This is a genomic window from Pseudomonas fluorescens (assembly GCF_902497895.1).
GTDB lineage: Bacteria > Pseudomonadota > Gammaproteobacteria > Pseudomonadales > Pseudomonadaceae > Aquipseudomonas > Aquipseudomonas fluorescens_BP.
The window spans coordinates 115,638-141,633 of sequence record NZ_CABVHQ010000001.1 but is presented as its reverse complement, the minus strand read 5'-3'; the positions used below and the strand labels follow the sequence as shown (position 1 = coordinate 141,633).

Annotated in this window: 25 protein-coding genes; 4 read left to right on the top strand and 21 right to left on the bottom strand. The window is 59.0% G+C overall.

The features are described from left to right. Window positions 1–117: 117 nt before the first annotated feature. The gene (locus tag F8N21_RS00590) at window positions 118–1,896 is read right to left on the bottom strand and encodes a bifunctional diguanylate cyclase/phosphodiesterase (protein WP_150640251.1); all 1,779 of its coding nucleotides are present in this window, start codon (window positions 1,894–1,896) and stop codon (window positions 118–120) included. A 120-nt stretch (window positions 1,897–2,016) separates the two neighbouring features. Further along, the gene (locus tag F8N21_RS00585) at window positions 2,017–4,098 is read right to left on the bottom strand and encodes a carboxy terminal-processing peptidase (protein WP_191624149.1); all 2,082 of its coding nucleotides are present in this window, start codon (window positions 4,096–4,098) and stop codon (window positions 2,017–2,019) included. Window positions 4,099–4,237: 139 nt separating this feature from the next. Between F8N21_RS00585 and F8N21_RS00580 the strand changes: the two genes are divergently transcribed. Further along, entirely contained in the window at window positions 4,238–5,200 is a 963-nt protein-coding gene (locus tag F8N21_RS00580; protein ID WP_150640249.1) for a zinc-binding dehydrogenase, read from the top strand. Window positions 5,201–5,390: 190 nt separating this feature from the next. On the opposite strand, the gene F8N21_RS00575 is transcribed toward F8N21_RS00580, so the two are convergent. The 6 genes from F8N21_RS00575 to F8N21_RS00550 all read right to left on the bottom strand — a co-directional run bounded on the left by F8N21_RS00575 (window position 5,391) and on the right by F8N21_RS00550 (window position 10,839). Beyond that, on the bottom strand, window positions 5,391–6,044 hold the full coding sequence (locus F8N21_RS00575) for an HAD family hydrolase (protein ID WP_150640248.1): 654 nt from the start codon (window positions 6,042–6,044) through the stop codon (window positions 5,391–5,393). A gap of 43 nt (window positions 6,045–6,087) precedes the next feature. Next, window positions 6,088–7,077, bottom strand: a complete 990-nt coding sequence (locus F8N21_RS00570) for an ABC transporter ATP-binding protein (RefSeq protein ID WP_150640247.1) — start codon at window positions 7,075–7,077, stop codon at window positions 6,088–6,090. After that, window positions 7,074–7,874, bottom strand: coding sequence for an ABC transporter permease (locus F8N21_RS00565; RefSeq protein WP_150640246.1), 801 nt, complete (start codon window positions 7,872–7,874; stop codon window positions 7,074–7,076). Before F8N21_RS00565 ends, F8N21_RS00570 begins: the two co-directional genes overlap by 4 nt. After that, complete coding sequence (locus F8N21_RS00560) at window positions 7,861–8,706, bottom strand: ABC transporter permease (protein ID WP_150640245.1); 846 nt, start codon at window positions 8,704–8,706, stop codon at window positions 7,861–7,863. Before F8N21_RS00560 ends, F8N21_RS00565 begins: the two co-directional genes overlap by 14 nt. Continuing rightward, entirely contained in the window at window positions 8,703–9,509 is an 807-nt protein-coding gene (locus tag F8N21_RS00555) for an alkaline phosphatase family protein (protein WP_150640244.1), read from the bottom strand. Before F8N21_RS00555 ends, F8N21_RS00560 begins: the two co-directional genes overlap by 4 nt. A gap of 262 nt (window positions 9,510–9,771) precedes the next feature. Then, on the bottom strand, window positions 9,772–10,839 hold the full coding sequence (locus F8N21_RS00550; protein ID WP_150640243.1) for an extracellular solute-binding protein: 1,068 nt from the start codon (window positions 10,837–10,839) through the stop codon (window positions 9,772–9,774). A 362-nt stretch (window positions 10,840–11,201) separates the two neighbouring features. On the opposite strand from F8N21_RS00550, the gene F8N21_RS00545 reads away from it, so the two are divergent. After that, window positions 11,202–11,915: a UTRA domain-containing protein gene (locus F8N21_RS00545; RefSeq protein ID WP_150640242.1), complete on the top strand. Its 714-nt coding sequence runs from the start codon at window positions 11,202–11,204 to the stop codon at window positions 11,913–11,915. Window positions 11,916–11,968: 53 nt separating this feature from the next. Here the strand turns inward: F8N21_RS00545 and F8N21_RS30375 are convergent, their stop codons facing one another. The 6 genes from F8N21_RS30375 to minC form a co-directional block, all read right to left on the bottom strand. Continuing rightward, entirely contained in the window at window positions 11,969–12,145 is a 177-nt protein-coding gene (locus F8N21_RS30375; RefSeq protein ID WP_191624147.1) for a hypothetical protein, read from the bottom strand. Window positions 12,146–12,336: 191 nt separating this feature from the next. Continuing rightward, window positions 12,337–13,626, bottom strand: a complete 1,290-nt coding sequence (locus tag F8N21_RS00540) for a M18 family aminopeptidase (RefSeq protein WP_150640241.1) — start codon at window positions 13,624–13,626, stop codon at window positions 12,337–12,339. Between the two features lie 189 nt (window positions 13,627–13,815). Next, window positions 13,816–14,451: an RluA family pseudouridine synthase gene (locus tag F8N21_RS00535; RefSeq protein WP_150640240.1), complete on the bottom strand. Its 636-nt coding sequence runs from the start codon at window positions 14,449–14,451 to the stop codon at window positions 13,816–13,818. A 188-nt stretch (window positions 14,452–14,639) separates the two neighbouring features. Next, a complete protein-coding gene (gene minE, locus F8N21_RS00530; protein ID WP_150640239.1) occupies window positions 14,640–14,894 on the bottom strand; it encodes a cell division topological specificity factor MinE in 255 nt (84 codons plus the stop codon). 3 nt (window positions 14,895–14,897) lie between these two features. Continuing rightward, on the bottom strand, window positions 14,898–15,710 hold the full coding sequence (gene minD, locus F8N21_RS00525; RefSeq protein ID WP_150640238.1) for a septum site-determining protein MinD: 813 nt from the start codon (window positions 15,708–15,710) through the stop codon (window positions 14,898–14,900). Between the two features lie 199 nt (window positions 15,711–15,909). Then, window positions 15,910–16,644, bottom strand: coding sequence for a septum site-determining protein MinC (minC, locus tag F8N21_RS00520; RefSeq protein ID WP_150640237.1), 735 nt, complete (start codon window positions 16,642–16,644; stop codon window positions 15,910–15,912). Between the two features lie 121 nt (window positions 16,645–16,765). On the opposite strand from minC, the gene F8N21_RS00515 reads away from it, so the two are divergent. Both F8N21_RS00515 and F8N21_RS00510 read left to right on the top strand, forming a co-directional pair. Continuing rightward, a complete protein-coding gene (locus F8N21_RS00515) occupies window positions 16,766–17,698 on the top strand; it encodes a lipid A biosynthesis lauroyl acyltransferase (protein ID WP_150640236.1) in 933 nt (310 codons plus the stop codon). A gap of 47 nt (window positions 17,699–17,745) precedes the next feature. Beyond that, window positions 17,746–18,918 carry a patatin-like phospholipase family protein gene (locus tag F8N21_RS00510; protein WP_150640235.1) on the top strand — a complete coding sequence of 391 codons (1,173 nt, stop codon included), beginning with the start codon at window positions 17,746–17,748 and terminating at the stop codon, window positions 18,916–18,918. Window positions 18,919–19,046: 128 nt separating this feature from the next. On the opposite strand, the gene F8N21_RS00505 is transcribed toward F8N21_RS00510, so the two are convergent. The 7 genes from F8N21_RS00505 to puuE all read right to left on the bottom strand — a co-directional run bounded on the left by F8N21_RS00505 (window position 19,047) and on the right by puuE (window position 25,909). Continuing rightward, window positions 19,047–19,832 (bottom strand): outer membrane protein OmpK, encoded by a 786-nt coding sequence (locus F8N21_RS00505; RefSeq protein WP_150640234.1) that lies wholly within the window; start codon window positions 19,830–19,832, stop codon window positions 19,047–19,049. A gap of 364 nt (window positions 19,833–20,196) precedes the next feature. Then, window positions 20,197–20,922 carry an outer membrane protein OmpK gene (locus tag F8N21_RS00500; protein WP_150640345.1) on the bottom strand — a complete coding sequence of 242 codons (726 nt, stop codon included), beginning with the start codon at window positions 20,920–20,922 and terminating at the stop codon, window positions 20,197–20,199. Between the two features lie 421 nt (window positions 20,923–21,343). After that, complete coding sequence (locus F8N21_RS00495; RefSeq protein WP_150640233.1) at window positions 21,344–22,648, bottom strand: urate hydroxylase PuuD; 1,305 nt, start codon at window positions 22,646–22,648, stop codon at window positions 21,344–21,346. Between the two features lie 50 nt (window positions 22,649–22,698). After that, a complete protein-coding gene (locus F8N21_RS00490) occupies window positions 22,699–23,202 on the bottom strand; it encodes an ureidoglycolate lyase (RefSeq protein WP_150640232.1) in 504 nt (167 codons plus the stop codon). Between the two features lie 182 nt (window positions 23,203–23,384). Beyond that, window positions 23,385–24,380 carry an allantoicase gene (alc, locus tag F8N21_RS00485; RefSeq protein WP_150640231.1) on the bottom strand — a complete coding sequence of 332 codons (996 nt, stop codon included), beginning with the start codon at window positions 24,378–24,380 and terminating at the stop codon, window positions 23,385–23,387. Window positions 24,381–24,470: 90 nt separating this feature from the next. Then, complete coding sequence (gene uraD / locus F8N21_RS00480) at window positions 24,471–24,986, bottom strand: 2-oxo-4-hydroxy-4-carboxy-5-ureidoimidazoline decarboxylase (RefSeq protein ID WP_150640230.1); 516 nt, start codon at window positions 24,984–24,986, stop codon at window positions 24,471–24,473. Next, window positions 24,983–25,909: an allantoinase PuuE gene (gene puuE / locus F8N21_RS00475; protein WP_150640229.1), complete on the bottom strand. Its 927-nt coding sequence runs from the start codon at window positions 25,907–25,909 to the stop codon at window positions 24,983–24,985. The genes uraD and puuE overlap by 4 nt, the downstream gene beginning before the upstream one ends. Window positions 25,910–25,996 lie beyond the last annotated feature (87 nt).

Below are 25,996 nucleotides of genomic sequence, written 5' to 3'. Positions count from 1 at the left end.
ACGCTGCGCGGCCGAACGCAGCCTTCGGCAGCTGCTACGAGGAATGCGGCGCCTTTGTGGGAGTCGGGTTTGCCCACGAAGGCCTCAGACCAGGCAACGCATAGCTCGCCAGATAATCTAAACCGCCTCTGCCACCATTAACCCAACCTCCCGGCTGTCGATCACATGAATGCTGGATCCCGGCACATGCTTGGCGTGATGCTTGGCGTGTGACGCCAGTTCCGCCAGTTGGCTGGAGTCGAGTTGTCCACAGGCCTGTGGATATAAATGCACGACGCCGATGGACAGCGACAGCAGCGCAAACTCCTGACGGATGCCCTGGCGGTTGGGAGCGATAAAGCAACCGGCTTCCAGATGTTCGCTGCGATAGAAGCGCCGGCATTGAATGTGGAAGTCATCCAGTAGCTGGTTCAAACGCTTGCGCCAATCTTCAGGTCCGAGCACCAACAGAAAATCATCGCCGCCGATATGCCCGACAAAGTCGTGGCTCGGGTCGACGCGATCATTCAGGCACCGCGCCAGACACAGCAGCACTTCGTCGCCCCGGCCATAGCCGTAGATATCGTTGAAGGGCTTGAAGCTGTCGATGTCGACATAACAAATCACCGATTCGCGAGCCTGTTGCAGCAGGCGCGTCAGGCACTGCTGGATCGGCACGTTACCCGGCAACAGGGTCAAGGGGTTAGCGTAGCGGGCTTGCTGGATTTTCAGCTCGGTGATCAGCTTCAGTACGTCGATCACTCGTCCCAGCCCCAGGTATCCGCCATTGAGGGTGATGATGAAGTCTTCTTCGATCCGTTGCCGCGCGCGGCTGGTGATCAGGCGGCTAACCTGCTGCAGGGACTGGCTGAGCTCGACCGCGAGAAAGTCATCGTCCATCAGGCGGCTGATGGGCTTGCGGGCGTACAGGTCGGTGGCGAAAGGCTTGAGCAGCACGTCCGACAGTGAATGGCGGTGGACGATGCCGCAGGGCTGGCCTTGATCATCAAGCACCGCCAGAGAGTTGAGGTTGGCCTGGCGCCGGAAGGCTTCGAGGACGGTCGCGGTTGGCGTGTCACGGGCCACGGCCGGTTGTTCGTTGAGCAGGGCGCTGAGGTCGTTGCCTTCATCGTTCAGCGGCACCACGCTGTTGTGGTGTTTGGGCATCAGGGCCTGGGCGTCGCGCGGTGGCTGTTCTTGTGGACGGCAGAGGAGGTAGCCCTGGACCAGGTCGACACCCATTTCGGTCAGTACCGCGAGCTCCTCGGGCAGTTCGATACCTTCGGCGATCACCTGGGCCCGCGAGGCCTTGGCGATTTTCAGGATCGAGCCGACGAACTCGCGTTTGAGCGCATCCTGATGGATGCCATCGATGAAGTGCCGGTCGATCTTTACGTAGTCCGGGCGCAGCTCTGACCACAATCGCAAACTGGAATACCCGGCACCGAGATCGTCCAGGGCAATCGAGAACCCCATGGCCCGGTAGTGATGCAGCGCGTTTTGCAACAGTTGAAAATCGTCGGTAGGGGTCTGTTCGGTGAGCTCGATCACCACCTGGCTCGGCTCGATGCCAAAGGTCTCGAGCAATCGCAGGGTGCGGCCTGGCTGATGAGCCGCTTCGAGCAGGGATTCCGGGGAGACGTTGAGGAACAACTTGCCCGGCAGCTTCTGCTGGTTGAACCGTCGGCAGGCGCTGTGCCGGCAAGCCATTTCCAGCTCACTGAGGCGGCCGGCCTGACGGGCTATGGCAAACAGCGCGGTGGGGGAGTGCAAGGGGCTATTGGATGGCCCGCGAGTGAGCGCTTCATAGCCGACGATACGTCTTTTCGAGAGCGAGATGATTGGCTGGAACAGGCTGTGTAAAGCGCTTTGAGCGAGGATTGAACTCAAGGCGCTCAGCTGTTCGGTGGTGGTCATGATGATCTCTGTCAAAAAAAAAGGACTGGACACCATGGGCGTCCAGTCCTGTATTTCACGACAGAATGATGACTATTTGATGACGCTCCGGGGAACGATCACATTAAGTTGCCATCATCGTCAGTGCTTGGCTACCGCAGTGTTGAGCTTCAAGTAATCCAGCAGAATTCGCCCGGTTTCGCTCAGGTAGGCATCGTCTTCCGGTTTGGTCTTGTCCGGCTCGACCGCGAGCGCGTCTTCGTCTTCTTTCTTCAGCTCCTTGAGCGGCTCCTCACCCTTGGCCTTGCGGCGGATGTTTTCCATCACCAGCTGCTTGGCATCGATATCGGAGTGCTGCGCCCGACGTTCGACTTCGTAGAGGCTGACAGTTTTTTCGGTCATCAGCTTCTGGGCCAGGGCCAGTTTGTCGCGGATGAACACGAACTCCGCGTCCTTGGCGCTACGTACGTCATGCTCGGACTTGAGTTGCGACAAAAATGGTTTGAACGGATCCAGAGCGGGCTTGATCGCAGGACGGATGGTGTCCCACGGCATGGCCTCGGGCAGGGCGCTCTCGCCGATTTCCTTGGTGTCGAGGATCGACGGGAAATCGATATCCGGCAGCACGCCCTGATGCTGGGTGCTCTGCCCGGAAACCCGGTAGAACTTGGCCAGTGTCAGTTTCAGCTCGCCGTGATTCAGCGGCTGGATAGTCTGCACGGTACCTTTGCCGAAGGTCTGGCCGCCGACGATCAACGCGCGATGGTAGTCCTGCATGGCGCCGGCAAAAATTTCCGAAGCCGAAGCCGACAGGCGGTTGACCAGCAAGGCCATCGGTCCTTTGTAGAAGGCACCCGGGTTTTCGTCTTCCAGCACATCGACCCGGCCGTCGGCATTACGCACCAGCACGGTCGGACCTTTGTCGATAAACAGACTGGTCAGTTCGGTAGCTTCCTGCAGCGACCCACCGCCGTTGTTACGCAGATCGATGACCACGCCGTCGACTTTGTCTTTTTGCAGTTCGGTCAGCAGCTTCTTCACATCGCGGGTGGTGCTCTTGTAATCCGGATCACCGGCGCGGAAGGCTTTGAAGTCAAGGTAGAAGGCCGGAATTTCAATAATCCCGAGCTTGTAGTCCTTGCCGTCCTGTTTCAGCTTGAGGATCGACTTTTTCGCCGCCTGCTCTTCCAGTTTCACCGCTTCGCGAGTGATGGCAACGATCTTGCTGGTCTGGTCATTCGGCGCATTGCTGGCCGGAATCACTTCCAGACGCACCACCGAGCCTTTCGGTCCGCGGATCAGCTTGACCACTTCGTCCAGACGCCAGCCGACCACATCGACCATTTCCTTGTCGCCCTGGGCGACGCCGATGATCTTGTCGGCCGGTGCAACCTGTTTGGTCTTGTCTGCCGGGCCTGCCGGCACCAGCCGCACGACTTTTACCTGGTCATTGTCGCTCTGCAACACGGCGCCGATGCCTTCCAGCGACAGGCTCATATTGATGTCGAAGTTCTCCGCGTTATCTGGCGACAGATAGTTGGTGTGCGGGTCGTAGGACATGGCGAAGGTGTTAATGTAAGCCTGGAAGATGTCTTCGGCACGGGTCTGGTCGAGGCGCGCCAGTTGATTCTTGTAGCGCTTGGTCAGCAGCTCTTGAATCGCCTTGGGCTCTTTGCCGGAGATCTTCATGCGCAGGACTTCGTCCTTGACGCGTTTGCGCCACAGGTCGTCCAGTTCTGCGGTGGTCTTGAGCCATGGAGCATCCTTGCGATCGATCAGCAAGTTCTCCTTGACGGTGAAGTCGAGTTTGTCGACGCCTTTGTTCAGTTCGCTCAAGGTGAAGTCCAGACGCGCTTTGACACGGTCCAGATAACGCTTGTAGATGGTGAAACCGGGTTTCAGGTCGCCGCTTTTGAGGAAATCGTCAAATTGGTTTTTCCATTTGTCGAACTCGGCAATATCGCTGGCGAGAAAGTAACTGCGCGACGGATCCAGCAGCTTCAGGTAGCTGTCATAGATAATCACCGAGCGCGCGTCATCGAGGGGCGGCTTGCTGTAATGATGGCGCTTGAGCAATTCGACGACGTTAAGGCTGGCGATTACCTCCTCACGATCGGGCTGAAGCTTGTCCCAGCTATTGGCTGCGAACGAAGGGGTCGAGAACGGCAAAAGGCCGAGACCAATTAAAAAAGCTAGGGCGGTACTGGGGAACAAATGCTTCATGCTGATTCGACGCGGGGGCAATTGATAACGCATATTAGGCCGTCTTTGAAGTCGCCGGTTCCATTGGGGCCGGTCGCATAATGCAAAAAACCCGACGCTACATCAACGGGCTCAGTTCAGAACTCACTATGGAGGCACTGTGAAAGCATTGCAAGGCGTGGAAGGTCAAGCGGTATGGGTAGAAGAGCCAAGTCCCGTATGTGATGTAGGGCAAGTTCGCATTCGAGTGGCGGCTGCCGGCTTGAACCGGGCCGATCTGTTACAGCGAGCGGGGCTCTATCCCGCGCCACCGGGTGCCAGCCAGGTATTGGGGCTGGAGTGTTCCGGGGTAATCAGCGAAGTCGGGCCGGGTTCGACCTGGCAGGTTGGCGATCGCGTCTGCGCGTTGCTGGCCGGTGGAGGCATGGCCGAGGAGGTGGTGGTTGATGGTCGTCACGTGTTGCCGGTACCTGAGGGTATGTCGCTGGTCGAAGCGGCGGCGTTGCCCGAGGTCTACAGCACCGCGTGGTTGAACCTGTTCCAGCTGGCTGCGCTCAAGCCCGGCGAGAAAGTGCTGTTGCACGCGGGTGCCAGCGGTGTCGGCTCGGCGGCTATTCAGTTGTGCAAGGCATTTGGCAACCCATGCTGGGTGAGTGTCGGTTCGGCGGATCGGCTGGCGTACTGTGAGGCTTTGGGCGCACAGGGCGGGGTGGTCCGTACCGATGGTCTGGAAAGCTTGAACGATGTTGGGCCGTTTGACGTCATCCTCGATCCGGTGGGGGCCAATTATGCCGAACTGAACCTGAAGCTATTGGCGCGCGATGGGCGCTGGGTGTTGATCGGTCTGATGGGCGGTCGCCAGGCGCAGGTGGACCTGGCTCAGGTGCTGGCCAAGCGGGTGCAACTGCTGGGATCGACCCTGCGCAGTCGGGATGAGCAATTCAAGGCCGACCTGTTCAGCGACCTGAGCCAGCACGTCTGGCCGCTGTTCGGCGAAGGGCGCCTCAGCCCGCAACTGGCCAGGGCCTTCCCGATCAAGGACGCTGAAGCGGCGTTTGCGGAGCTTGCGACCAACAAGGTGTCGGGCAAACTGGTGTTGGTGATTGACGAGAGTCTGGTCTGAAACTTTAAAAGCTTCGCGGGCAAGTGTGGCGAGGGGGCTTGCCCCCGCTCGGCTGCGAAGCAGTCGTAATCCGGTAATCGGATTTTTGTCTGATGGAACGCAATCGCCGATTTTAGGGCCGCTGCGCGCCCCAGCGGGGGCAAGCCCCCTCGCCACAACAAGCCCCCTCCACATTGGTCATCCAGTACGGCTACTTCCACTGATGTATCGGCCACCCGGATTTTTCGGCGTGTTCAAGCAACACCGGATCCGGATTGACCACATGGGGGAAGTCGACTTTCAGCAACAATGGCAAATCGTTGCGTGAGTCCGAGTAGAAGCTCGCGCCTTCGAGGTTTTCCTCTTCGGTGTCCAGCCACTCCAGCAGACGGGTGATCTTGCCTTCGCGGTAGGTCAGGGTGCCGAGGGTCTTGCCGCTGTAGACTCCGTGGCTCACTTCCAACTCGATCGCCAATATCTCGTCGATGCCCAGCCGCTCGGCAATCGGTTTGACCAGGTGCGTGCCAGAGGCCGAGATCACCAGGATCCGGTCGCCGGCCTTGCGGTGTGCGGCGATGGCTTTGCAGGCGTCGCTGAAGATGATCGGCTCGATCACATCCTCGACCCAGGGTGCCACCAGGTGCTCGAGCTCTTCCGGCGTGCGCCCCGCTATCGGTTCCAGGCTGAAGGCCATGTAGTCCTCCATGTTCAGCTTGCCATGGCTGTAGGCGTCCATCAGCTCGTTGTTGCGCTGCATGAAGGACTCGCCATCAACCCAGCCGAGGCGGCCCATCTGTTCGCTCCACAAGGTAGCGCAGTCGCCATGGATCAGGGTTTCATCCAGATCAAAAATTGCCAAAGCCATCAGTGCAACTCTCTCTTCAAAATAATCAGGCGCATCAAAAACATCAGGCTACCTCACGCAGGGCCGTCGGATCGATGGAAAGCGCCAGCCGTTGACCGTCGGCATGCATATCAGCCGCTGAACGGTTCAGCACATCGACCACCAGTTCCACGCCGCGCGCTTCGATGCGGTAACGAATCACGTTCCCCAGCAGGCTATGGCTGCGAACCTGCGCGTCGAGTTCACCGGTCAGGCTCAACTCGATGGCTTCCGGCCGAATGGCGATACGCCCACTGATCGGCCGTTGCAGCAGTTTGCTGGCGCTGTCGGCATCCAGCAGGTTGTAGTTGCCGATAAAACCTGCGGCGAACACGTCCACTGGCGCAGTGTAGAGGGTCTCGGCATCGCCGCTTTGTACGATCTTTCCCTGGTTCATCAAGAAAATCCGGTCAGACATGGTCAGGGCTTCTTCCTGATCGTGAGTGACAAAAATTGTCGTCAGCCCCAGCTCGCGCTGAATCTGCCGGATCTGTTCGCGCAGGTGTTTGCGAATCCGCGCATCCAGCGCCGACAGTGGTTCATCCAGCAGCAGCAGGCGTGGCCGGGTCACCAGCGAGCGGGCCAGGGCCACCCGTTGGCTTTGGCCACCGGACAGCTGATGCGGATAACGCCCGGCAAACTCGGTCAATTCCACCAATTGCAGGACCTCGAGTACCCGCTTGCGGCTGTCGTCGGCATTGACCTTCTGCATGCGCAGGCCGAACGCGACGTTTTGCTCCACGGTCATGTTGGGGAACAGCGCATAACTCTGGAACACCATGCCGATCCCGCGTTTTTGTGGGCTTAGCGGGACCAGGTCGTGGTCATCGAGGAGGATCTTGCCGCCGTCCACCGCGGTCAGCCCGGCGATGCAGCGCAGCAGCGTGGACTTGCCGCAGCCGGATGGGCCGAGCAGCGTGACGAACTCACCTTTCTGGATCTCGCAGTTGATGTCGCTGAACACTGTGGTGCCCGAGTAGTTTTTCTGCAGGTGCTGGACGCTGACGAAGCTCATAAGCTTTTGTCCTTGTTCAAGAAATTGGCAACCCAGGTCAGAACCAGTACAAAGAAGAAGTAGGAGATCACCAGCGCACTGGTGAAGTGACCACTGCTGTTACGCATGTTATTCAGGTAGACCTGCAAGGTCTCGTAGCGAGTGCCGACCAGGATGTTAGCGAACACGAACTCACCGAAGAGGAACGAGAAGGACAGCAGCAACGCCACCATCAAGCCCTTGCGCAGGTTTGGCAGGACCACCAGGAACGCTGCCTGCCAGGTGCTGGCGCCGAGCAGTTGAGCGGAGTCCATCAGGTCGCGCAGGTTGATCGCCTGCAGGTTGTTGGTGATTGCCCGGTACATGAACGGCAGCGCCACAGTGAAGTAGCAGCCGATCAGGATCCATGGCGTGCCGACCATCGCGAACGGCCCGGAACCATAGAGCTGCAACAGCCCCACCGAAGACACCACCGGCGGTATCGCGAAGGGCAACAGGATCAGGATGTTCATCAGCGCGTCGAGCCTGGGAAAGTGGTAATGCACCACGAACAGCAGCGGCAGAATCAGCACCACTGACAGCACCAGCGCGCCGACACAAACCAGCAACGACTGACCGAAAGCCCCGAGAAACCGCGGGTCGCTCCATAGCTGGACGTACCATTTGAGGGTAAAACCGCTGGGCACAATGGTCGCCGACCAACTGCTGGCGATCGAGTAGACCAGCGTTCCGGCCAGCGGCAGCAAGAGAATGGCAAACAGCAGGTACACCACTATCCGATGATAGAGGACAGCCGGGCCGATTTCAGCGCGAGACATGGTAGCTCCTCTTTAACAGCAATTGATGCACGAGGGTGACCAGGGTCATCAGCGCCACCAGCACCACGGCCAGGGCGCTGGCCATATTCGGGTCCAGGGAGATGTCGCCGGAGACCATCGCCGCGACGCGGATCGTCAGCACGTTGAAGTTGCCGGTCGTCAGCGCATACACCGTGGCGTAGGCGCCAAGGGCATTGGCCAGCAGGATCACGAAGGTCCCGAGCAGCGCCGGGGTCAGCACCGGCAGGCCGATGTGCCGCCAGTACTGCCAGCCATTGGCCCCCAGCAGGGCGGCGGATTCACGCCAGTCTTCGCGCAGAGCGTCGAAGGCCGGGTAGAGCAGCAGCACCCCCAGCGGGATCTGGAAATAGGTGTAGAGGATGATCAGCCCGGTCTTGGAGTACAGGTTGAAATCCTGAATGATCCCGGCCTGCTTGAGCATGATAGTGAAGGTGCCGTTGAAGCCCAGCAGAATGATGAAGGCAAAGGCCAGCGGCACCCCGGTAAAGTTGCTGGTCATGTTGGCGAAGGCGTTGACGAAATTGCGCAGGCGCGAGTCGACCTGGCGCAGCGAGTAGCTGCCCAGCACAGCAATGATGATCCCGAAGACGCTGGACCAGAAGCTGATCTCCAGGCTGTATTGAATGGCCTGCAGATAGAATTTCGAGTTGAAGATCTTGCTGAAGTTCGCCAGGCCCCAGCCGAACTCTTCCGATTGCACGCTGTGGATCATCACCCAGAACAGCGGGGCGATCTGGAACACGATAAAGAACAGTGCAAAGGGCACCAGGCACAGCACCGCCAGCCATTTGCCACGAGTGATCGAGTTCACTTCAACAGCTCCCGGCAGACAGGTTTGTCGTGGGCGACGCCCAGCAATTCGCAGATAGTCCCGCAGAGCTCGGTCTGTTTTGGCGCGGCGCCGGGATCGAGGCTGAAGGCATCGCCGAGGACAAACAGCGGCACTTCACGTTCCTCGGCGAGCAGACCGTTGTGCGAGCGGTCATTGTTCATGCCGTGGTCGGCGGTCACCAGCACCTGATAACCAGCGTCGAGCCAGCCTTGCAGATAGTCGGCGAGGATGATGTCGGCCGAGCGAGCGCTGTTGCGGTACTGGGGGGTATCGAGGCCGTGCTTGTGCCCGGCGTCGTCAATGTTCATGGGGTGTACCAGCAGAAAATTCGGCAAGTGCCGCAGGCGCAGGTTTTCCGCATCGGCGAACAGGTGCGAATCCGGGTAGTGGTCGCTCCAGTAGAAATGCCCATGCTGGATCGGCAGATCCGCAGCGCTGGTGTGGCGATCACGCGCCGCATTGAAGGGCGAACGGTTGTACAGCTCGCTGATCCAGTGATAGGCCGCAGCTGCAGTGCTGAGCCCGGCATCAGTGGCGTAATGAAATACGCTGCGCTGATTGGACAGGCGCGAAACGTTGTTATGGACGATGCCGCTGTCGATCGGCGTAACGCCAGTCAGAATGCATTCATAGAGCGGTCGGGACAGTGCCGGCAGTTCGCACTCGATTTTATACAGCGCCGCGCGACCTGCGCCGGTGTAGGCCAGGAGGTGCCCCATGGCATGCCGGGCGACTTGGTAATTCAGACCATCGAGCACCACAAGGATGACGTTGTATTTCATAGAGACGAGGACTCCGCGTCGTAGGAGCTGGCGAAGCCTGCGATCTTTTGATCTTTTGGTCTTTGACTTGGGACTCAAGTGAGCCTGAGAAAAAGATCGCAGCCTATCGGCAGCTCCTACAGGATTGGCGTTCAGCAAGGGATTGCCTGTGTACTCGGTCGGCGTAGGAGCTGGCGAAGCCTGCGATCTTTTGATCTTTGACTTGGGACTCGAGTGAGCCTGGAAAAGATCGCAGCCTTCGGCAGCTCCTACGGATGCAGCATTACTGCATATTAATAATGACTTCTTCCTGCCATTTCTGCGGAAGGCCTTTGGAGGTCTTTTCCCAGGCATCGGCGTCTTTGATTGGCGTGACCTTTTTGTACTGTTCGTTCGGCAGCAGTTGCGCCTGTACGTCAGCCGGCAGCTTCAGGTGTTCGGCACGGATCGGCCGGGCATTGCCGCGCGCCAGATTGGTCTGGCCGGCATCGCTGAAGATGTACTCGCGAGCCAGTTTGGCGGCGTTCGGGTGTTTCGCGTATTTATTGATAATGGTGGTGTAACCGGAAATGACCGAGCCGTCAGACGGGATCAGCACGATGTAATCGTCCTTGTTGACCATCTTGTTGCGGTAGCTCAGACCGTTGAAGTCCCAGACCACGCCGACTTCGATTTCACCCTTTTCCATGGTGGCAATGGTCGGGTTGGCCATCGACAGACGACCTTGCTTGGCGATCTCGGCGAACATCAACAGCGCCGGCTGAATGTTCTTTTCATCGCCGCCCTTGGAGATGGCCGCCGCCAGCACGCCGTTGGCAGCCTGGGCTGCGGTGCTTACGTCACCGATGGAAACCTTGTATTTGCCTTTCTCCAGGTCTGCCCATTTGGTCGGGGCTTCGGAGCCGTGCAGCAGTTTTTTGTTGATGATGAACGCAATGGTGCCGGTGTAGGCCAGCGCCCAGTTACCGTCCTTATCTTTCGCCCAATCCGGGATCTGACCCCAGGTGCTTGGCTTGTAAGGCTGGACCACGGCCTGTTTGACCGCGATGGGCCCGAACGCTGCGCCGACATCGCCGATATCAGCGCTGGCGTTGTCTTTTTCCGCGGCGAACTTGGCAATTTCCTGGGCCGAGCTCATGTCGGTGTCGATGTGCTTGAGGCCATAGATCTTCGCCAGGTCTTCCCAAGTGCCTCTCCAGTTGGCCCAGTCATCGGGCATGCCGACGCTATTGACCGCACCTTCCGCTCGCGCAGCGGCCTCCAGGGCTTTTAAATCGGTATCAGCCGCCATGGCCGCGGTGCACATGACAATGGTCGAGCCTAACAGTGATGCCAGGAAAAGCTGTTTCATCCGAAGCTCCTTTGGGCGTTTTCAACGCTGCGTTTTTAGCTACAGTCTTGGGGTTGGTTGGTCTAGGTCAGCAATACTTGAGCCAATTTAAGCGGGCTGGATGACATTCTGATGTCGTTGTCATGCCGGCAAATATTTATCGAACTCGGGTACGGACGCTGCGAGATAAGCGTAGACCATGACTAATAGGCTGATATGAAAGGACTTGGTCATTAAATTGCAGGTGTCTGGATCAACCGTTGGGCGGCTTTGTCATCTGTCAGTCATCTGCTGTGCCTAGGCTTGCACAGAGCTGAAGGAGCCGATTTCAAGCACGGCTCGGCCCGGAAACAGTGCTGGTCTAGTCCAGATAGGTAACCTTGATGCGTGAAGAGGCAACCAAAGCGGTGACAACCATTGGGCAGGTGTTGCAGGAACAGATCGAACACCGTCTGTTGCCGCCCGGTGGCAAACTGCCGGCTGAGCGCAAACTCAGTGAGTTGTTCGCAACTACGCGAATCACTGTGCGTGAAGCGTTGTTGCAGCTGGAAGCGCAAGGGCAGATTTACCGAGAAGAACGCCGCGGCTGGTTTGTCTCGCCACCACGCCTGGCCTACAACCTGATGCAGCGCAGTCACTTCCACGCGATGGTCAGTGCCCAGGGGCGGCTGCCGTCCACCGAAGTGATTTCGGCGCGCTTGCAACCGGCGTCGGCGGCGGTCTGTGCCTGGTTGCAGTTGCCGGCGCTATCGAGCGTGATCCAGATCTGCCGCGCAAGAAGTATCGATGGGCGGCTGGTGCTGTATGTCGAGCACTACCTCAATCCGCAGTATTTTCCGCGGATTCTCGAGTTCGATCTGAACCAGTCGATTACCGAGCTCTATGCGCGGCATTACGATCTGCATTACGGGCGGGTACGTTTTGAAATCGTACCGACTGCGTTGCAGGTGGAAGCGGCGGCGGCCTTGAAGGTTTCGGTCGGCAGCCCCGGGTTGAGGATTGCCCGGGTCAATTACGATCAACATGGGAGGTTGATCGATTGTGATCTGGAGTTCTGGCGCCATGATGCGATTCATGTCGGGGTGGATGTACTGTAGGAGCTGCCGCAGGCTGCGATCTTTTGATCTTGGCTTTCGGGCCCGCGGCTGGGTTATTCGGCGAGTTTGGCGAGGATCTTGTACACCACGGTGGCGAAGATCAGCAGCATGCCGATCCACATGCTGAAGATGCCGGCGTTTTTATCGCGAAAGTTGTAACCGATGGCCAACAGGATCATGCCTGCCAGGATAGGCAAGAGCATGGAGTGGAATGCAGACATCGAAATCATGGCGACTACCTTGTCGAAGGGACCAAGTCTGAGTCTAGGATGCTTTTTCGCGATAGGGGCTGAGGTATCTTGTAGGAGCGAGCTTGCTCGCGATGGATTCAAGGGCGGCGCGTTTATTCAGAAAACACGCGTTATCGTTAACGTCCATCGCGAGCAAGCTCGCTCCTACAAGGGCACGCTCGCGAATGGCTTTACGGCAAATCGCGACTGGCGTAGAACGCGCCGAGCACTTTCACCAGATGTGCCAGGTCATGGCTGCCGCACAGTTCGCGGATCGAGTGCATGGCAAAGGTTGGCAGGCCGATGTCCACGGTGCGCACGCCCAGGTGGCTGGCGGTGATCGGGCCGATGGTGGACCCACAGCCCATGTCGCTGCGCACCACAAAGCTTTGTACCGGCACTTCTTCAGCCATGCACAGATGGCGGAAGAAGCCCGCGGTTTCACTGTTGGTGGCGTAGCGTTGGTTGCTGTTGACCTTGATCACCGGGCCGGCATTGAGTTTCGGGCCGTGGTTTGCATCGTGTTTGTCCGCGTAGTTGGGATGAACGCCATGGGCGTTGTCGGCCGAGACCAGCAGTGATTTCTGAATGGTCCGTACGAACTCATCACCTTCGGGTAACAGGCGGCGCAAGGTTTGCTCGAGCATCGGACCATCGGCGCCGCAGGCGGAGCTTGAACCGACTTCTTCGTGGTCATTGCAGACCAGCACGCAGGTTTCGTCGGTCTCGGTGTTGAGCAAGGCTTGCAGCCCCGCATAGCACGAAAGCAGATTGTCCAGCCGTGCGCCGGCGATGAAGTCGCCATGCAGGCCAATGATCGCGGCGCTTTGGGTGTCGTAGAAACTCAGCTCGTAATCGAGCACCACGTCGGCATTCAGGTCATGTTCGCGAGCAAGCTGGTCGGTCAATACGGCGCGGAAGTCGACCCGCTCATCACCGGCAAACTGCGCGAGGATCGGCGGCAGTTCGGTTTGCGCGTTGATCGGCCAGCCCAGGTTGGCGTCGCGATTGAGGTGAATGGCCAGGTTGGGGATGGTGGCGATCGGCAGTTTGAAATCGATCAACTGGCTCTCGACCTTGCCGTCACGACGGAAGGTCACACGCCCGGCCAGCGACAGATCACGGTCGAACCAGGGGGCGAGCAAGGCGCCGCCATAGACTTCGACGCCCAGTTGCCAGAAACCCTGGCGTTGCAGTTCAGGCTGAGGCTTGACTCGCAGGCACGGGCTGTCGGTGTGAGCGCCGACCAGACGGATCCCGCTGTGCAGCGGTGAGTGCCGGCCGAGCTTTATGGCGACAATGGAGGAGTCATTGCGGGTGACGTAGTAGCGGCCGTTGGCTTCGGTAGTCCAGGGCTCGCGCTCATCGAGGCGCTTGTAGCCCGCCGCTTCCAGACGCTGGACAAGACTGGCGGTGGCATGAAACGGGGTAGGGGAGGCCTTGAGGAAGTCAATCAGGCCTTGGTTCAACTCTTCGCGCATAAGTAACTCCAGACAGCAATGGCGGGAGTTTACCGTATTGGTCGCAGGTTGGGTGCTGGACGGCTCGTGTAGGAGCTGCCGCAGGCTGCGATCTTTTTCTCGATTTCACTTGAGTCTCAAGCAGAAGATCAAAAGATCAAAAGATCGCAGCCTTCGGCAGCTCCTACACACAGGGGGTATTTACCTGGCTTAGAACGGTGCCGGGCACTCGAAGCGCAAGCGTTCGCCCGTTTGCGGGTGGGTGAAGCTGAGCATGCTCGCATGCAGGCACAGGCGTGGCCAGGCCGCCAAGGCTTGCGGATGGGCATACAGCCCGTCGCCCAGCAGCGGGTGGCCGATGGAGAGCATGTGCACGCGCAACTGGTGCGAACGGCCGGTGATCGGTGTCAGTTCAACCCGGCACCAGTCGCCACAACGCTCCAGCACTCGCCAGAAGGTCAGGGCGTTTTTGCCGAACTCATGGTCCACCACATGCCGCGGTTTGGTCGGCGGGTCGTAGCGCAACGGCAGGTCTATGCTGCCGCTGTCCAGTTCCGGTTGGCCCCAGCAGAGCGCGGTGTAGGCTTTTTCGGTTTCCCGGTCATGAAACTGCCGAGACAACTCGCGGTGAGTGTCAGGGTCGCGGGCCAGCAGGATGATGCCGGAGGTTTCCCAGTCCAGGCGATGGACGATTCGCGCCTCCGGGTAGCCGTTTTCTTGCAGGCGGGTGATCAGGCAGTCCTTGTTGTCTTCGGCCCGGCCGGGCACGGAAAGCAACAGGGTAGGCTTGTCCACCACCAGAACGGCGGCGTCCTGATGGATGATGCGGATATTCGACAACGGCATTAAAACAGCCTCGTAACAAACGCCAACGGCGACTCGGACACCCCCGCGCCCCTTGTAGGAGCTGCCGCAGGCTGCGATCTTTTTCTCGATTCCACTTGAGTCTCAAGCAGAAGATCAAAAGATCGCAGCCTACGGCAGCTCCTACAGAGGCGGAAGGGACCGAGCCGCCGTGGCTCCAGCCGGATTGATCAGCGATCAGGCAGGGTGATATTGAGTTCCAGAATCGAGCAGCTGCCCTGGTTTTCCAGGGCGACATGCACGTCATCGGACCCGATATTGACGTATTTGCGGATCACCTCGACCAGTTCCTTCTGCAAGGCTGGCAGGTAGTCCGGGGTGGTGCGTTGGCCGCGTTCGTGCGCCACGATGATCTGTAGACGCTCTTTCGCGACCGACGCGGTGTTTACCTTTTTAGTGGCACGAAAGAAGTCAAAAATGTTCATTATCTATTTGCCTCCAAACAGGCGCTCGAAGAATCCCTTCTTCTGTGCATCGAGAAAACGATGCTCCACGGTTTTGCCCAACAGACGGTCGACGGCATCGCTGTACGCCTGGCCGGCGTCGCTTTGGTCGTCGAGGATCACAGGCACGCCCTGGTTCGAAGCCTTGAGTACTGCTTGGGATTCCGGAATGACGCCCAGCAAGGCCACCGCGAGGATGTCCTTGACGTCTTCGACGCCGAGCATTTCGCCCTTGGTCACACGCTCCGGGTTGTAGCGGGTCAGCAGCAAGTGTTCCTTGATCGGCTCTTCGCCTTTTTCGGCGCGGCGCGATTTGCTCGCCAGCAGGCCCAGCATGCGGTCGGAGTCACGTACCGAGGACACTTCAGGGTTGGTCACAATGATCGCTTCATCAGCGAAGTACATGGCCAGGTGGGCGCCTTTCTCGATACCGGCAGGGGAGTCGCAGACCACGAATTCGAAGGTCTCCTTGAGCTCCATCAGCACTTTTTCCACGCCTTCCTGGGTCAGCGCGTCTTTGTCGCGGGTCTGACTGGCGGCCAGCACGTAGAGGTTTTCCAGGCGCTTGTCTTTGATCAGGGCTTGCTGCAGATTCGCTTCGCCATTGACTACGTTGACGAAGTCGTACACCACGCGGCGTTCGCAGCCCATGATCAGGTCGAGGTTACGCAAACCGACGTCGAAGTCGACGATGACTGTTTTGTGACCGCGCAGAGCGAGGCCGGTACCGATAGCGGCGCTGGTGGTGGTCTTACCCACACCACCCTTGCCGGATGTAACCACGAGAATCTTGGCCAAGGTGTTTCACCCCTAAGGAAAAAGGACTTTTAGCCCCTGAAAAACATCTCTTGAAAACAACTGCGGTCGAACAGCTTTCGCTGAAACTCGCTTCGAAGCGGATTTACCTTGGGTAAAACCTGCTTTTCGCCGATTTCCTACTTCGTTTAAGCCGTTTTCGCTAGGTTTTAGAGATGCTTGGAAAATGCGGCAGTATCCGTTAAAGACGAGTGATGTTCAACATATCACCCGACAGGCTGATCTGAACTCCCGAGCCCCACAGCGGATCGCGACGCAGGTCTTCGGAAACCTTGTATTGCCCGGCGATCGATAACAGTTCGGCACTCATTTGCTGACAAAAAATTCTGGCCCTGATATCACCCTTGACTCCAGCCAGGGCACGACCGCGCATGGGGCCGTATACATGGATGTTGCCATCGGCGAGAAGTTCCGCGCCGGGACTGACCGAAGACACCACCACCAGATCGCCACCCTGAGCATAGATCTGTTGTCCGCCGCGCACCGGCGAAGTGATGATTTTGGTAGGTTTTATGCTCGGTTCCGGCGGTTTTTCCGGTTTTTTCCTGATTTCGCCCTCCTGATCGAGCGGCCGCTCCCGAGCACCGGAAGGTGGCAGCACGGGAAGGTCGACCGCGATGGCCGCGGCAATGTCTTCGATGCGGCTGGCGCGGATGGCCAGGGTGCGCAGGCCATGCTGGCGACAGATGCGCATCAGCGCGGGCAGGTCGACGGCGCCTTCGCCGGCTGGAAGCTTGTCCAGGGCCAGCACCAGCGGGGCGTTGCTGAAGAAGTTCGGCGCCTGGGCGACCTTGGCGGCCAACTGGCGGTCGAGACCTTCGAGGTCGTTGCGGGCCAGTTCCAGCACCGTAATGGCGAGCATGCTGCCCTTCAACTGGAACACAGGATCTTGGTCTAGCGGTTCGGTTCGGCTCATGATCGGCATTAAACGGCTTGTCACTGAAAGTGCCGAGACTTATAACGAGAACGCCCGCGAGCCGCAACCCGAGTCGAACCGATGTAGAATGCGCGGCCTTGTTGTCTGTCCGGAATCTGTAATGGATCGCCCGCGTTTTAGAGCTGCATTTTTACATCCGCGCTTCTGGCCACTGTGGTTTGGCCTCGGCCTGCTGTGGCTGATCGTTCAGTTGCCCTATCCGCTGTTGCTGAAGATCGGCCGCGCACTGGGTGCCTTGATGTATCAAGTGGCCGGCGACCGACGGCGCATCGCCAAACGTAACCTGGAGCTGTGTTTCCCGGAAAAGTCCGCCGCCGAGCGCAAACGCCTGCTCAAAGATAATTTCGCTTCCACCGGGATTGCCTTTTTCGAAATGGCCATGAGCTGGTGGTGGTCCAAACCGCGTCTGGCGCGTCTGGCCCACATTGAAGGGCTGGAGCACCTGACCCAGGCCCAGCGCGAGGGCAAGGGCGTGATCCTGATGGCCGTGCATTTCACCACCCTGGAAATCGGCGCGGCATTGCTCGGCCAGCAGCACACCATCGACGGCATGTACCGCGAGCACAAGAACCCGCTGTTTGACTTTATCCAGCGTCGTGGCCGCGAGCGACATAACCCCGAGTCCTTGGCAGTGGAGCGCGAAGACGTGCGTGGCATGCTCAAACTGCTGCGTGCCGGCCGCGCGATCTGGTATGCGCCGGACCAGGATTACGGCGCCAAGCAGAGCCTGTTCGTGCCCTTGTTCGGCGTCCCGGCGGCGACGGTCACCGCTACCAGCAAGTTCGCTCGATTGGGTAAAGCCCAGGTGGTGCCTTTTACCCAGCGGCGCCTGGCCGATGGCAGCGGCTACCGTCTGGTTATCCACCCGCCCCTGACGCAGTTCCCGGGGGAAAGCGAAGAAGCCGATTGCCTGCGGATCAATCAATGGGTCGAAGCGGTGTTGCGCGAGTGCCCGGAGCAGTACCTCTGGGCCCACCGGCGGTTCAAGACCCGCCCGCCCGGTGAGCCGAAGTTGTATCAGAAGCGTGGCTGACGCAGCAGCGTCAGATTGATTGCCCCCAAGCACCATGGAGTGTTGCGATGAGCCCAGCTGAACCGGTCACAGGTTTGATTCTTTCCGGCGGCGGGGCTCGGGCGGCGTATCAGGTTGGGGTATTGGCAGCGATTGCCGAGTTGCTGCCGGTGGCTGCACCGAACCCGTTTCCGGTGATCGTCGGCACGTCCGCCGGAGCGATCAACGCGGTCAGCCTGGCCAGTGGGGCGATGGACTTCGGCGGCGCGGTCGAACGGCTGACGGCGTTCTGGCAGGGTTTTCGCAGCCATCAGGTGATGCGCAGCGATTGGCCAGGGGTGGTCGGCCAGGCTGCCCGGTTCGTCGGACACAGTCTGCTGGGGCTGGGCGCTGCAGTGCCGGTGGCGCTGATCAACAGTTCACCGTTACGGCATTTGTTGAACAACAAGCTGCATTTGTCCGGGATCGAGGAAGCCATCCGGCAAAAACACTTGCAGGCGGTGGCGGTCACGGCTTTCGGCTATGAATCCGGTCAGGCGGTAACCTTCTATCAAGGCAGCGGCACTATTGAAGCCTGGTTGCGTCATCGGCGTATCGGCGTGCCGACTCAGCTGACGGTCGAACACTTGCTGGCCAGTTCGGCGATCCCGTTGTTGTTTGCTCCGGTCAAACTCGGTCAGGAATATTTCGGTGACGGCGCAGTGCGTCAGTCAGCACCGATCAGTCCGGCGCTGCACCTGGGGGCGAGCCGGGTGCTGGTGGTCGGGGTCAGCGGCAACCCTCGCGGGGTCGACCCGCAGAATCCGTTGCAGCGTGCCTATACGGGGCTACAACCGACGCTGGCGCAGATCGGCGGGCACATGCTCAACAGCACCTTCATTGACAGCCTGGAGAGTGATATCGAGTTGTTGCAGCGTTTGAATCAGTTCAGCCATCTGCTGCCAACAGGCACCCCGAGTCGCAGTCTCGGCGTAGCACCGGTGGAGGTGTTGGTGATTGCCCCGAGCCAGCCAATCGACGAAATCGCCGCCCGCCATCGCCATGAGCTGCCGGCCGCCTTGCGCCTGTTCCTGCGCGGACCGGGCGCGACCAAGACCAGCGGCGCCGGCGTGCTCAGCTATTTGCTGTTCGAAGCAGGGTATTGCAGTGAACTGATCGAGCTTGGCCGCAGCGATGCCCTGGCCAAGCGCGAAGAGTTGTGCCGGTTTTTGGGGGTGCCGGTGTTTACTGCCTTGTCTTGAGATTTGCAGCGCGGCCATCGCGAGCAAGTCGGATCGCCGCACCGCCGCTCCCACATTAGATCGCGATTCAATGTGGGAGCGGGCTTGCTCGCGATGAGGCCCTGACAGGCGATGCAAAGTTACATTGATCAGAAATGCAACTTCACCAACAAGCTGACGGTGTTCTGGTCGGTGTCGAAGAACTGGCTATCCTTGATCCCGTACTTGCTCTTCCAGTAGTCGTACTCGATACCGACATACAACTGCTTCTCGCCAACGTTAAGCGCCTTGCCCAGGTCATACTTGACCTGCGGGTTGATGTGCAGGTTGGCGTGATAGGTGCCTTTATCGTTCTGGTCGTTGTCGACCACCCAATCGATGAAACCGTCGATCAGGATGTCCGATTTGCCGACAGGAATGGTGTAGGCCCAGACCGGCGTAATCTGCCAGACGTTGTCGCCAGCGCGCGAACCTTCGGTATGGCGGTTGTAAAAGTTCACCTGGAAGTAGTCGAAGCCGGGGATTGCCAGGTCGAAGCCCGGGCCGATCAGGTAGGACTCGGTGTCGCCTTCGCCAAACTCGTAGGTCATGGCCAGCAGCACGTCCTTGATCGGGCCGAATTCGAGTTTCTGGTCGAAGATCTTGCCGAACGACAGGCGCGGCTGTACCTCGCCGTAATAGGTGTTCGGGCCGGCGAAGCTGTCCTTCTTGCCGTTATAGAAAATCTTGTCGATGAACATGAAGTTATCGCCGTATTTCCAGGCATCGGCATGTTCGAAGGTCACGGTTTGCTGGATCTCTGGATTGACCTCGAAGTTCTGGCCATACAGGTAGGTCAGGCTATTGTTCTGCCAGAACAGCAAATCGCCGGCCATGGCCTGGCAGCCCGCCAACAAGGATCCGGCAAGCATCAGGCTGGTGCATATACGTTTCATTCGGTTGCTCCCAAAAGTAGGTTGTTCCACGTTTTTTGAACCGGCGCTCTGGTGTGGCGCCTTTTTTCGTTGCTATAAGAATCATCCGATCGCTCAGTTTTATTGCTGTTGGCAAGGACTGAGCCACGGCAAAAAAACCAAAAAACTCCCGCTCGACTGCCTGGAAACAGTCGATTGAGAGTTGATCGGGGAGCCTTTGGACTGACCGGTGCCGGGATAAGTTGGCTTTCTGGTCAGGTTTTAAATCTGGAGTTTTTTTTAGACCAGATTCGGGCGGCCGCGGAGAATAATGGCTCCCGCCACATGGCTCAAGTGCCCCGTAACAGAGCGCTTGCAGCCGCATCGGGGGAGCCTTGCGGGCCATTTAGAAATGCACCTTGAGCAGCAGGCTCGCGGTGTTCTGATGGGTGTCCAGGTTCGAGCTGCTCTGGATACCGTATTTGTTTTTCCAGTAGCTGTATTCGGCACCGACGTAGACCTGCTTCTCGCGCCAGTTCAGGGCTTTGCCCAGGTCATATTTGATCTGTGGATTGATGTGCAGGTTGGCGTGGTAGGTGCCGCGTGAGTTCTGGTCGTTGTCCACCACCCAGTCCAGATAGCCGTCGATCAGCAGGTTCGAGCGGCCGAGGGGAATGCTATAGGACCACGACGGGGTGATTTGCCAGACGCCGTCGCCGGGGCGCGGGCCTTCGGTCTGGCGGCGGTAGAAATTCAGGTTGAAGTAATTGAAACCAGGCACCGCGAGGTCGAAACCGGGGCCGATCAGATAAGCCTCGCTTTCACCTTCGCCATACTCGTAGGTCATGGCCAGCAGCACGTCCTTGATCGGGCCGTAGGCGAATTTCCGGTCGAGGATCTTGCCGAACGAGAAGCGCGGGCTGAACTCGCCGTAAAAGGCGTGAGGACCTTTGATGCGGTCTTCGTCACCGTTGTAGAAAATCTTGTCGACGAACAGGAAGGTGTCGCCGTACTTCCATCGGTCGGCGTGCTCGAAGGTCACTGTCTGCTGGATCGACGGATTGATCTTGAAATTCTTGCCATACAGATAACTCAGGCTGTTGGTCTGCCAGAGCAGCAAGTCGCCGGCCATGGCCTGGGAGGCCGCCAGCAGTCCGCTGCTCAAGAACAGGCTTGATTGTCAAGGCGCAGGCAGCCGCTGACTGCGACCGGGCTACTGCCGGGTCTGCCTGTCATGCGTGGAGTGTTTGGAGCGGTTGGAATCGGGCGGCCAAGGCCGCCCGCTGGCGATCAGTACGGGTGCGCGTGATTCTTGTGGTTTAACAGCCGTCTATTTGCCGACATTTTTTTGAGTCTCTGGGAAGGCATTCAAGGCCAGGCACCCACCCTGTGGCGAGGGGGCTTGCCCCCGTTCGACTGCGCAGCAGTCGCAAATCCAGCAAACGCGATCTGTCTGATGTAACGCGGTTGCAGGTTTTGGGGCCGCTGCGCGACCCAACGGGGGCAAGCCCCCTCGCCACAAAAGCCCCGATACCACAGGACTTGGTATGTGCTTAGTTAGTCGGCGCTCCCTGAACAATCCAGGCGCCGATCAGGTCGCGTTCCTGCTGGGTCATCTGGGTGATGTTGCCCAGTGGCATGATCTGCGTGGTGACGGCCTGTGCCTGAATCCGCGCGGCTTGTTGCTGGATCTGCTGCGGGGTATCGAACATCACGCCGGCCGGTGCCGTGCTGAACAACGGGCTGGTGGGTTTGGCCGAGTGGCACACTGCGCAGCGTTCCTGAATCACGCTGTGAACCTTGTCGAAGTCCGCTCCCGCGGGTTTGACGGCAGCGGCTTGCGCCGGCGCCGCAGCAGGTGCGGGCACTGGAGCCGCTTCAGGCTTGGCACCGCTGATCGCGGTTCCCGGTATCGGCTGATACTCGATCTTCGGGGCCTTGGCCACTTCAGGGGCGCTGGACATCTGCGCCGGACCGGTCACGTAAGCCAGGCAGATCATGCCCAGTGCCGCCACCGGCAGGGTCCAGGCGAACTGATGGCTGTTATGACGGGTGTTGAAGTAGTGCCGCACCAACACCGCCAGTACCGCGATCCCGGCCAGGATCAGCCAGTTGTACTGGCTGCCGTAGGTGCTCGGGAAGTGGTTGCTGATCATGATGAACAGCACCGGCAAGGTGAAATAGTTGTTGTGCCGTGAACGCAACAGGCCTTTGGCCGGCAGCGCCGGATCGGGCGTGCGGTTCTCGGCGATGGCCGCTACCAATGCGCGCTGTGCCGGCATGATGATGCGGAACACGTTACCGACCATGATGGTGCCAATAATGGCGCCAACGTGCAGGTACGCACCGCGACCGCTGAACACTTGGCTGAAGCCATAAGCCGCACCGATGATCAGCACGAACAGGATCAGGCCGAGCAGGGCAGGGCGTTTACCCAGGGCCGAGTCGCACAGGAACGAGTAGACGAACCAGCCGGCGAACAACGAAGCGATGCCCAGGGCCACACCTTCAGGTCCGCTCAGACTGCTGCCGGGAGCCAGCAGGTACAGCGTCGGGTTGGCGTAGAACACTACGCACATCAGCGCGATGCCCGACATCCAGGTGAAGTAGGCTTCCCATTTGAACCAGTGCAGGTTGTCCGGCATGGTTGGCGGAGCCAGTTTGTATTTTTCCAGGTGGTAGATACCGCCACCGTGGATCGCCCACAAGTCGCCGGCCAGACCGGCTTTCGGGTTGACCCGGTTGAGGTTGTTTTCCAGCCAGACAAAGTAGAACGAAGCGCCGATCCAGGCGACGCCAGTGATCATATGAACCCAGCGAATGCTCAGGTTCAGCCATTCCAACAGATGTGCTTCCACAGTCTTTACCTCTCGCCTGTCACTCTGTAGTCGAGTGATCAGACCTTCTCTTATTGGTGGGGGGCAAGGATCAACCGCTCATCCTCTTTGAAAAAATGCTCATCGCAGTTATTGCCTGTGCCACTGCGATCAACCACCAGGAAGTCATCCCGCTTTTCGATCGTCAGCACCGGGTGGTGCCAGACGCCGCGATGGTAATTAATGCCCTGCCTGCCGTTGGTGACGAAGGCGCGGACCAAACCTGATACAGGTACATCGCCAAGTGGCGCGACCACGATCAGAAAGGGGTTGCCGAGCAGCGGTATGAAAGCCTGGCTGCCCAGCGGATGACGCTCCAGCATGCTCACGGTCAGCGGCATGTCCTGCGCATCGGCGCGGAAGATGCTGATGATCGCCTTGTCGTCCGGCGTGGCGGTTTCCACCTCGGCCAGACGATGGAAGCGCATGGTCGAACCGTTGTTGATCATGAAGTGATCGCTGCCATCGGTTTCGATCACGTCACCGAAAGGGGCGAAGGCTTCTTTGGTCAAAGGTTCAATCATCAATGTGCGCATGCTGGTCTTCTTATCTTGAGTTCGTTGTCGGTTCAGCGCATCCCCGCGTCTTGGCGGTTCACTGCATTCCCGCGTCTTGCATGGTTCCCTGTAGGAGCTGGCGAAGCCTGCGATCTTTTGATCTTTAAAATCAAAAGATCGCAGCCTGCGGCAGTTCCTACACGGGTTTTGCATTTCAATCCCTATTTAGCGACCTTGCCGAGAACCCGCAGGCGACTCACACCCCCATCCGGGAACACGTTCAGGCGGATATGGGTAATCGGCCCCAGTGCCTTGATCTGCTCGGCAAAGCTATGTTCGGCGTGCATTTCCAGCTTCTGTGCCGGCAACAATTCACGCCAGAACAGCGATTGGGTTTCGATCTGGCTGTCGGTACCGCCCTTGACGAACGCGCCCTGGATCGAGCAGGTGTCCGGGTAGTTGCCCTTGAAGTGCAGGGTGTCGACTATGACTTTCTCGATTACGCCCGGGTGACCCAGCGCGACGATCACCCAGTCATTGCCAGGCGTGCGACGACGGGCGGTTTCCCAACCGTCGCCCATGTTGATGCCGCGACCCGGGTTGAGGATGTTGCTCATGCGCCCGAAGTGTTCGTCAGAGCAGGCCAGGGCGCGACCGCCATTGAGAGCTGCTGCCAGATCCACCTGTTCGTTGTCGCCGACCGCCGACCAGTCGCGGAATGGAATGCCGTACACGCGCAGACGCGCCACGCCGCCATCCGGGTAGATATTGAAGCGCAAGTGGCTGAAGGCTTGATCGTTGTTGATCTCGTGGAAGTGATGGCTGTTGCCTTGCAACTCGACAGCCGACAGCACTTCGACCCACTGGGTGTCTTCAGTCGGTTCGCCTTGCGCCAGGAAGCAGGCTTCCAGCGAGGCAGATGGCGGGAAGTTCCCGGTGAAGAATGAAGTGTCGATGTCCACGCCTTTGATCGAACCCGGCACGCCCAGGCGGATTACTGCGCTGTCATAGCCTTCGAAGCGCTTGCGGCGCGACTCCCAGCCGTCCATCCACTTGCCGTTGTCATCGAAAACGCCCTCCTTCCACACTGCCGGAGTCGGCTGGAACAGCCGATTGGCGTCAGCGAACCAGTCATCGGTTACCGAAATGATCTTGGTGCCCAGACGGGCATCGGCCAGGTTGACGAACTTCTCGAAAGGTACGGCGTAAGCTTTCATTCTTCTTGTCTGCCTTTAATAAAGTGGCTTGGGATGCTTGCAAGGTCCGGGAAAACCTCAGCGTTCTTGAGGTTTCACGAGGCCTGGTCGCTATAGGGTCAGTAATCGGAACAACGCGATCTTGTTAATCTGCGCCAGCGCGCATTTGAATTCGGCGTCTGCCGAGTTGTGGATGCGCGTTTCGAACGCTGCGAGGATCTGATGCCGGTCGCTGCCTTTTACCGCCATGATGAAGGGAAACGCGAACTTGGCTTTGTAGGCCTCGTTCAGCTCGGTGAAGCGCTGGAACTCTTCGGCCGTGCATTGGTGAATACCCGCGCCAGACTGTTCTTGAGTGCTGGCTGCGGTAAGCTGGCCCTGGACGGCGGCTTTGCCTGCCAGGTCCGGGTGAGCGTTGATCAGTGCCAGCTGGCTGGCGTAATCGGCACTCAACAGGATGTCGCTCATGCGCTGGTGCAGGGTTTCGATCTGCTCGATTGACGCGTCCTGGCCCAGGTCATAAGCCTTTTCGGCCACCCATGGCGAATGTTCGTAGATATCGGCGAAGGCTTCGACGAAGGCCTCACGACCCAGGGTCGATGGCTTCAGGGTTTGGAACTGGCTCATTTCGCAGTCCCTTGGTACGGGTGGGTTTCATGCCAGTGGCGGGCGATGTCGACCCGACGGCTGAACCAGACCTGTTCGTGACTTTTAGCGTATTCGATAAAGCGTTTCAGAGCGGCCAGACGCGCCGGACGGCCGATCAACCGGCAGTGCAGGCCGATGGAAAGCATCTTCGGCGCCTCGGCACCTTCGGCGTAGAGCACGTCGAAGGCGTCTTTGAGGTACTGGAAGAAATCGTCGCCGGTGTTGAAACCCTGGACCTGGGTGAAGCGCATGTCGTTGGTGTCCAGGGTGTAGGGGATCACCAGATGCGGCTTGCCGGTCGGGTTGTTCGGTTCCCAGTAGGGCAGGTCGTCGTCATAGGTGTCGCAGTCATAGAGGAAACCACCTTCTTCCATCACCAGCCGACGGGTGTTCGGCCCGGTGCGACCGGTGTACCAGCCCAGCGGACGCTCGCCGCTGATTTCGGTGAGGATGCGGATCGCTTCGAGCATGTGCTCGCGTTCCTCGGCCTCGTCCATGTACTGGTAGTCGATCCAGCGATAGCCGTGGCTGCAGATCTCGTGGCCGGCCTCGACCATCGCCCGGATCACGTCCGGATGGCGCTGGGCGGCCATGGCCACGGCGAAGATGGTCAGCGGGATGTCGAATTCCTTGAACAGCTTGAGGACCCGCCACACGCCGGCTCGGCTGCCATACTCGTACAGCGACTCCATGCTCATGTTGCGTTCGCCCTGCAGCGGCTGCGCCGAGACCATTTCCGAGAGGAAGGCTTCCGACTCTTTATCGCCGTGCAGGATGTTGCGCTCGCCACCTTCTTCGTAATTGAGCACGAAGGACAGGGCGATGCGGGCATTGCCCGGCCAGTGTGGGTGAGGAGGGTTACTGCCGTAACCGATCAGGTCGCGTGGGTAGTCAGCGCTCACTGCAGTCTTCCTTCTTGTTCGTGGTGTCTTGTTCATGACAAGGGTTGCGTGGCGGCCTGATGGTGGTGATGCAGGCTGGCGTCACAG

Bases quoted from the DNA above. Each gene is read 5' to 3' on its own strand.
- F8N21_RS00590 (WP_150640251.1), bottom strand. From the start codon at position 1,896: ATGACCACCACCGAACAGCTGAGCGCCTTGAGTTCAATCCTCGCTCAA.
- F8N21_RS00585 (WP_191624149.1), bottom strand. From the start codon at position 4,098: ATGAAGCATTTGTTCCCCAGTACCGCCCTAGCTTTTTTAATTGGTCTC.
- F8N21_RS00575 (WP_150640248.1), bottom strand. From the start codon at position 6,044: ATGGCTTTGGCAATTTTTGATCTGGATGAAACCCTGATCCATGGCGAC.
- F8N21_RS00570 (WP_150640247.1), bottom strand. From the start codon at position 7,077: ATGAGCTTCGTCAGCGTCCAGCACCTGCAGAAAAACTACTCGGGCACC.
- F8N21_RS00565 (WP_150640246.1), bottom strand. From the start codon at position 7,874: ATGTCTCGCGCTGAAATCGGCCCGGCTGTCCTCTATCATCGGATAGTG.
- F8N21_RS00555 (WP_150640244.1), bottom strand. From the start codon at position 9,509: ATGAAATACAACGTCATCCTTGTGGTGCTCGATGGTCTGAATTACCAA.
- F8N21_RS00550 (WP_150640243.1), bottom strand. From the start codon at position 10,839: ATGAAACAGCTTTTCCTGGCATCACTGTTAGGCTCGACCATTGTCATG.
- F8N21_RS00545 (WP_150640242.1), top strand. From the start codon at position 11,202: ATGCGTGAAGAGGCAACCAAAGCGGTGACAACCATTGGGCAGGTGTTG.
- F8N21_RS30375 (WP_191624147.1), bottom strand. From the start codon at position 12,145: ATGATTTCGATGTCTGCATTCCACTCCATGCTCTTGCCTATCCTGGCA.
- F8N21_RS00540 (WP_150640241.1), bottom strand. From the start codon at position 13,626: ATGCGCGAAGAGTTGAACCAAGGCCTGATTGACTTCCTCAAGGCCTCC.
- F8N21_RS00535 (WP_150640240.1), bottom strand. From the start codon at position 14,451: ATGCCGTTGTCGAATATCCGCATCATCCATCAGGACGCCGCCGTTCTG.
- minE (WP_150640239.1), bottom strand. From the start codon at position 14,894: ATGAACATTTTTGACTTCTTTCGTGCCACTAAAAAGGTAAACACCGCG.
- minC (WP_150640237.1), bottom strand. From the start codon at position 16,644: ATGAGCCGAACCGAACCGCTAGACCAAGATCCTGTGTTCCAGTTGAAG.
- F8N21_RS00515 (WP_150640236.1), top strand. From the start codon at position 16,766: ATGGATCGCCCGCGTTTTAGAGCTGCATTTTTACATCCGCGCTTCTGG.
- F8N21_RS00510 (WP_150640235.1), top strand. From the start codon at position 17,746: ATGAGCCCAGCTGAACCGGTCACAGGTTTGATTCTTTCCGGCGGCGGG.
- F8N21_RS00505 (WP_150640234.1), bottom strand. From the start codon at position 19,832: ATGAAACGTATATGCACCAGCCTGATGCTTGCCGGATCCTTGTTGGCG.
- F8N21_RS00500 (WP_150640345.1), bottom strand. From the start codon at position 20,922: ATGGCCGGCGACTTGCTGCTCTGGCAGACCAACAGCCTGAGTTATCTG.
- F8N21_RS00490 (WP_150640232.1), bottom strand. From the start codon at position 23,202: ATGCGCACATTGATGATTGAACCTTTGACCAAAGAAGCCTTCGCCCCT.
- alc (WP_150640231.1), bottom strand. From the start codon at position 24,380: ATGAAAGCTTACGCCGTACCTTTCGAGAAGTTCGTCAACCTGGCCGAT.
- uraD (WP_150640230.1), bottom strand. From the start codon at position 24,986: ATGAGCCAGTTCCAAACCCTGAAGCCATCGACCCTGGGTCGTGAGGCC.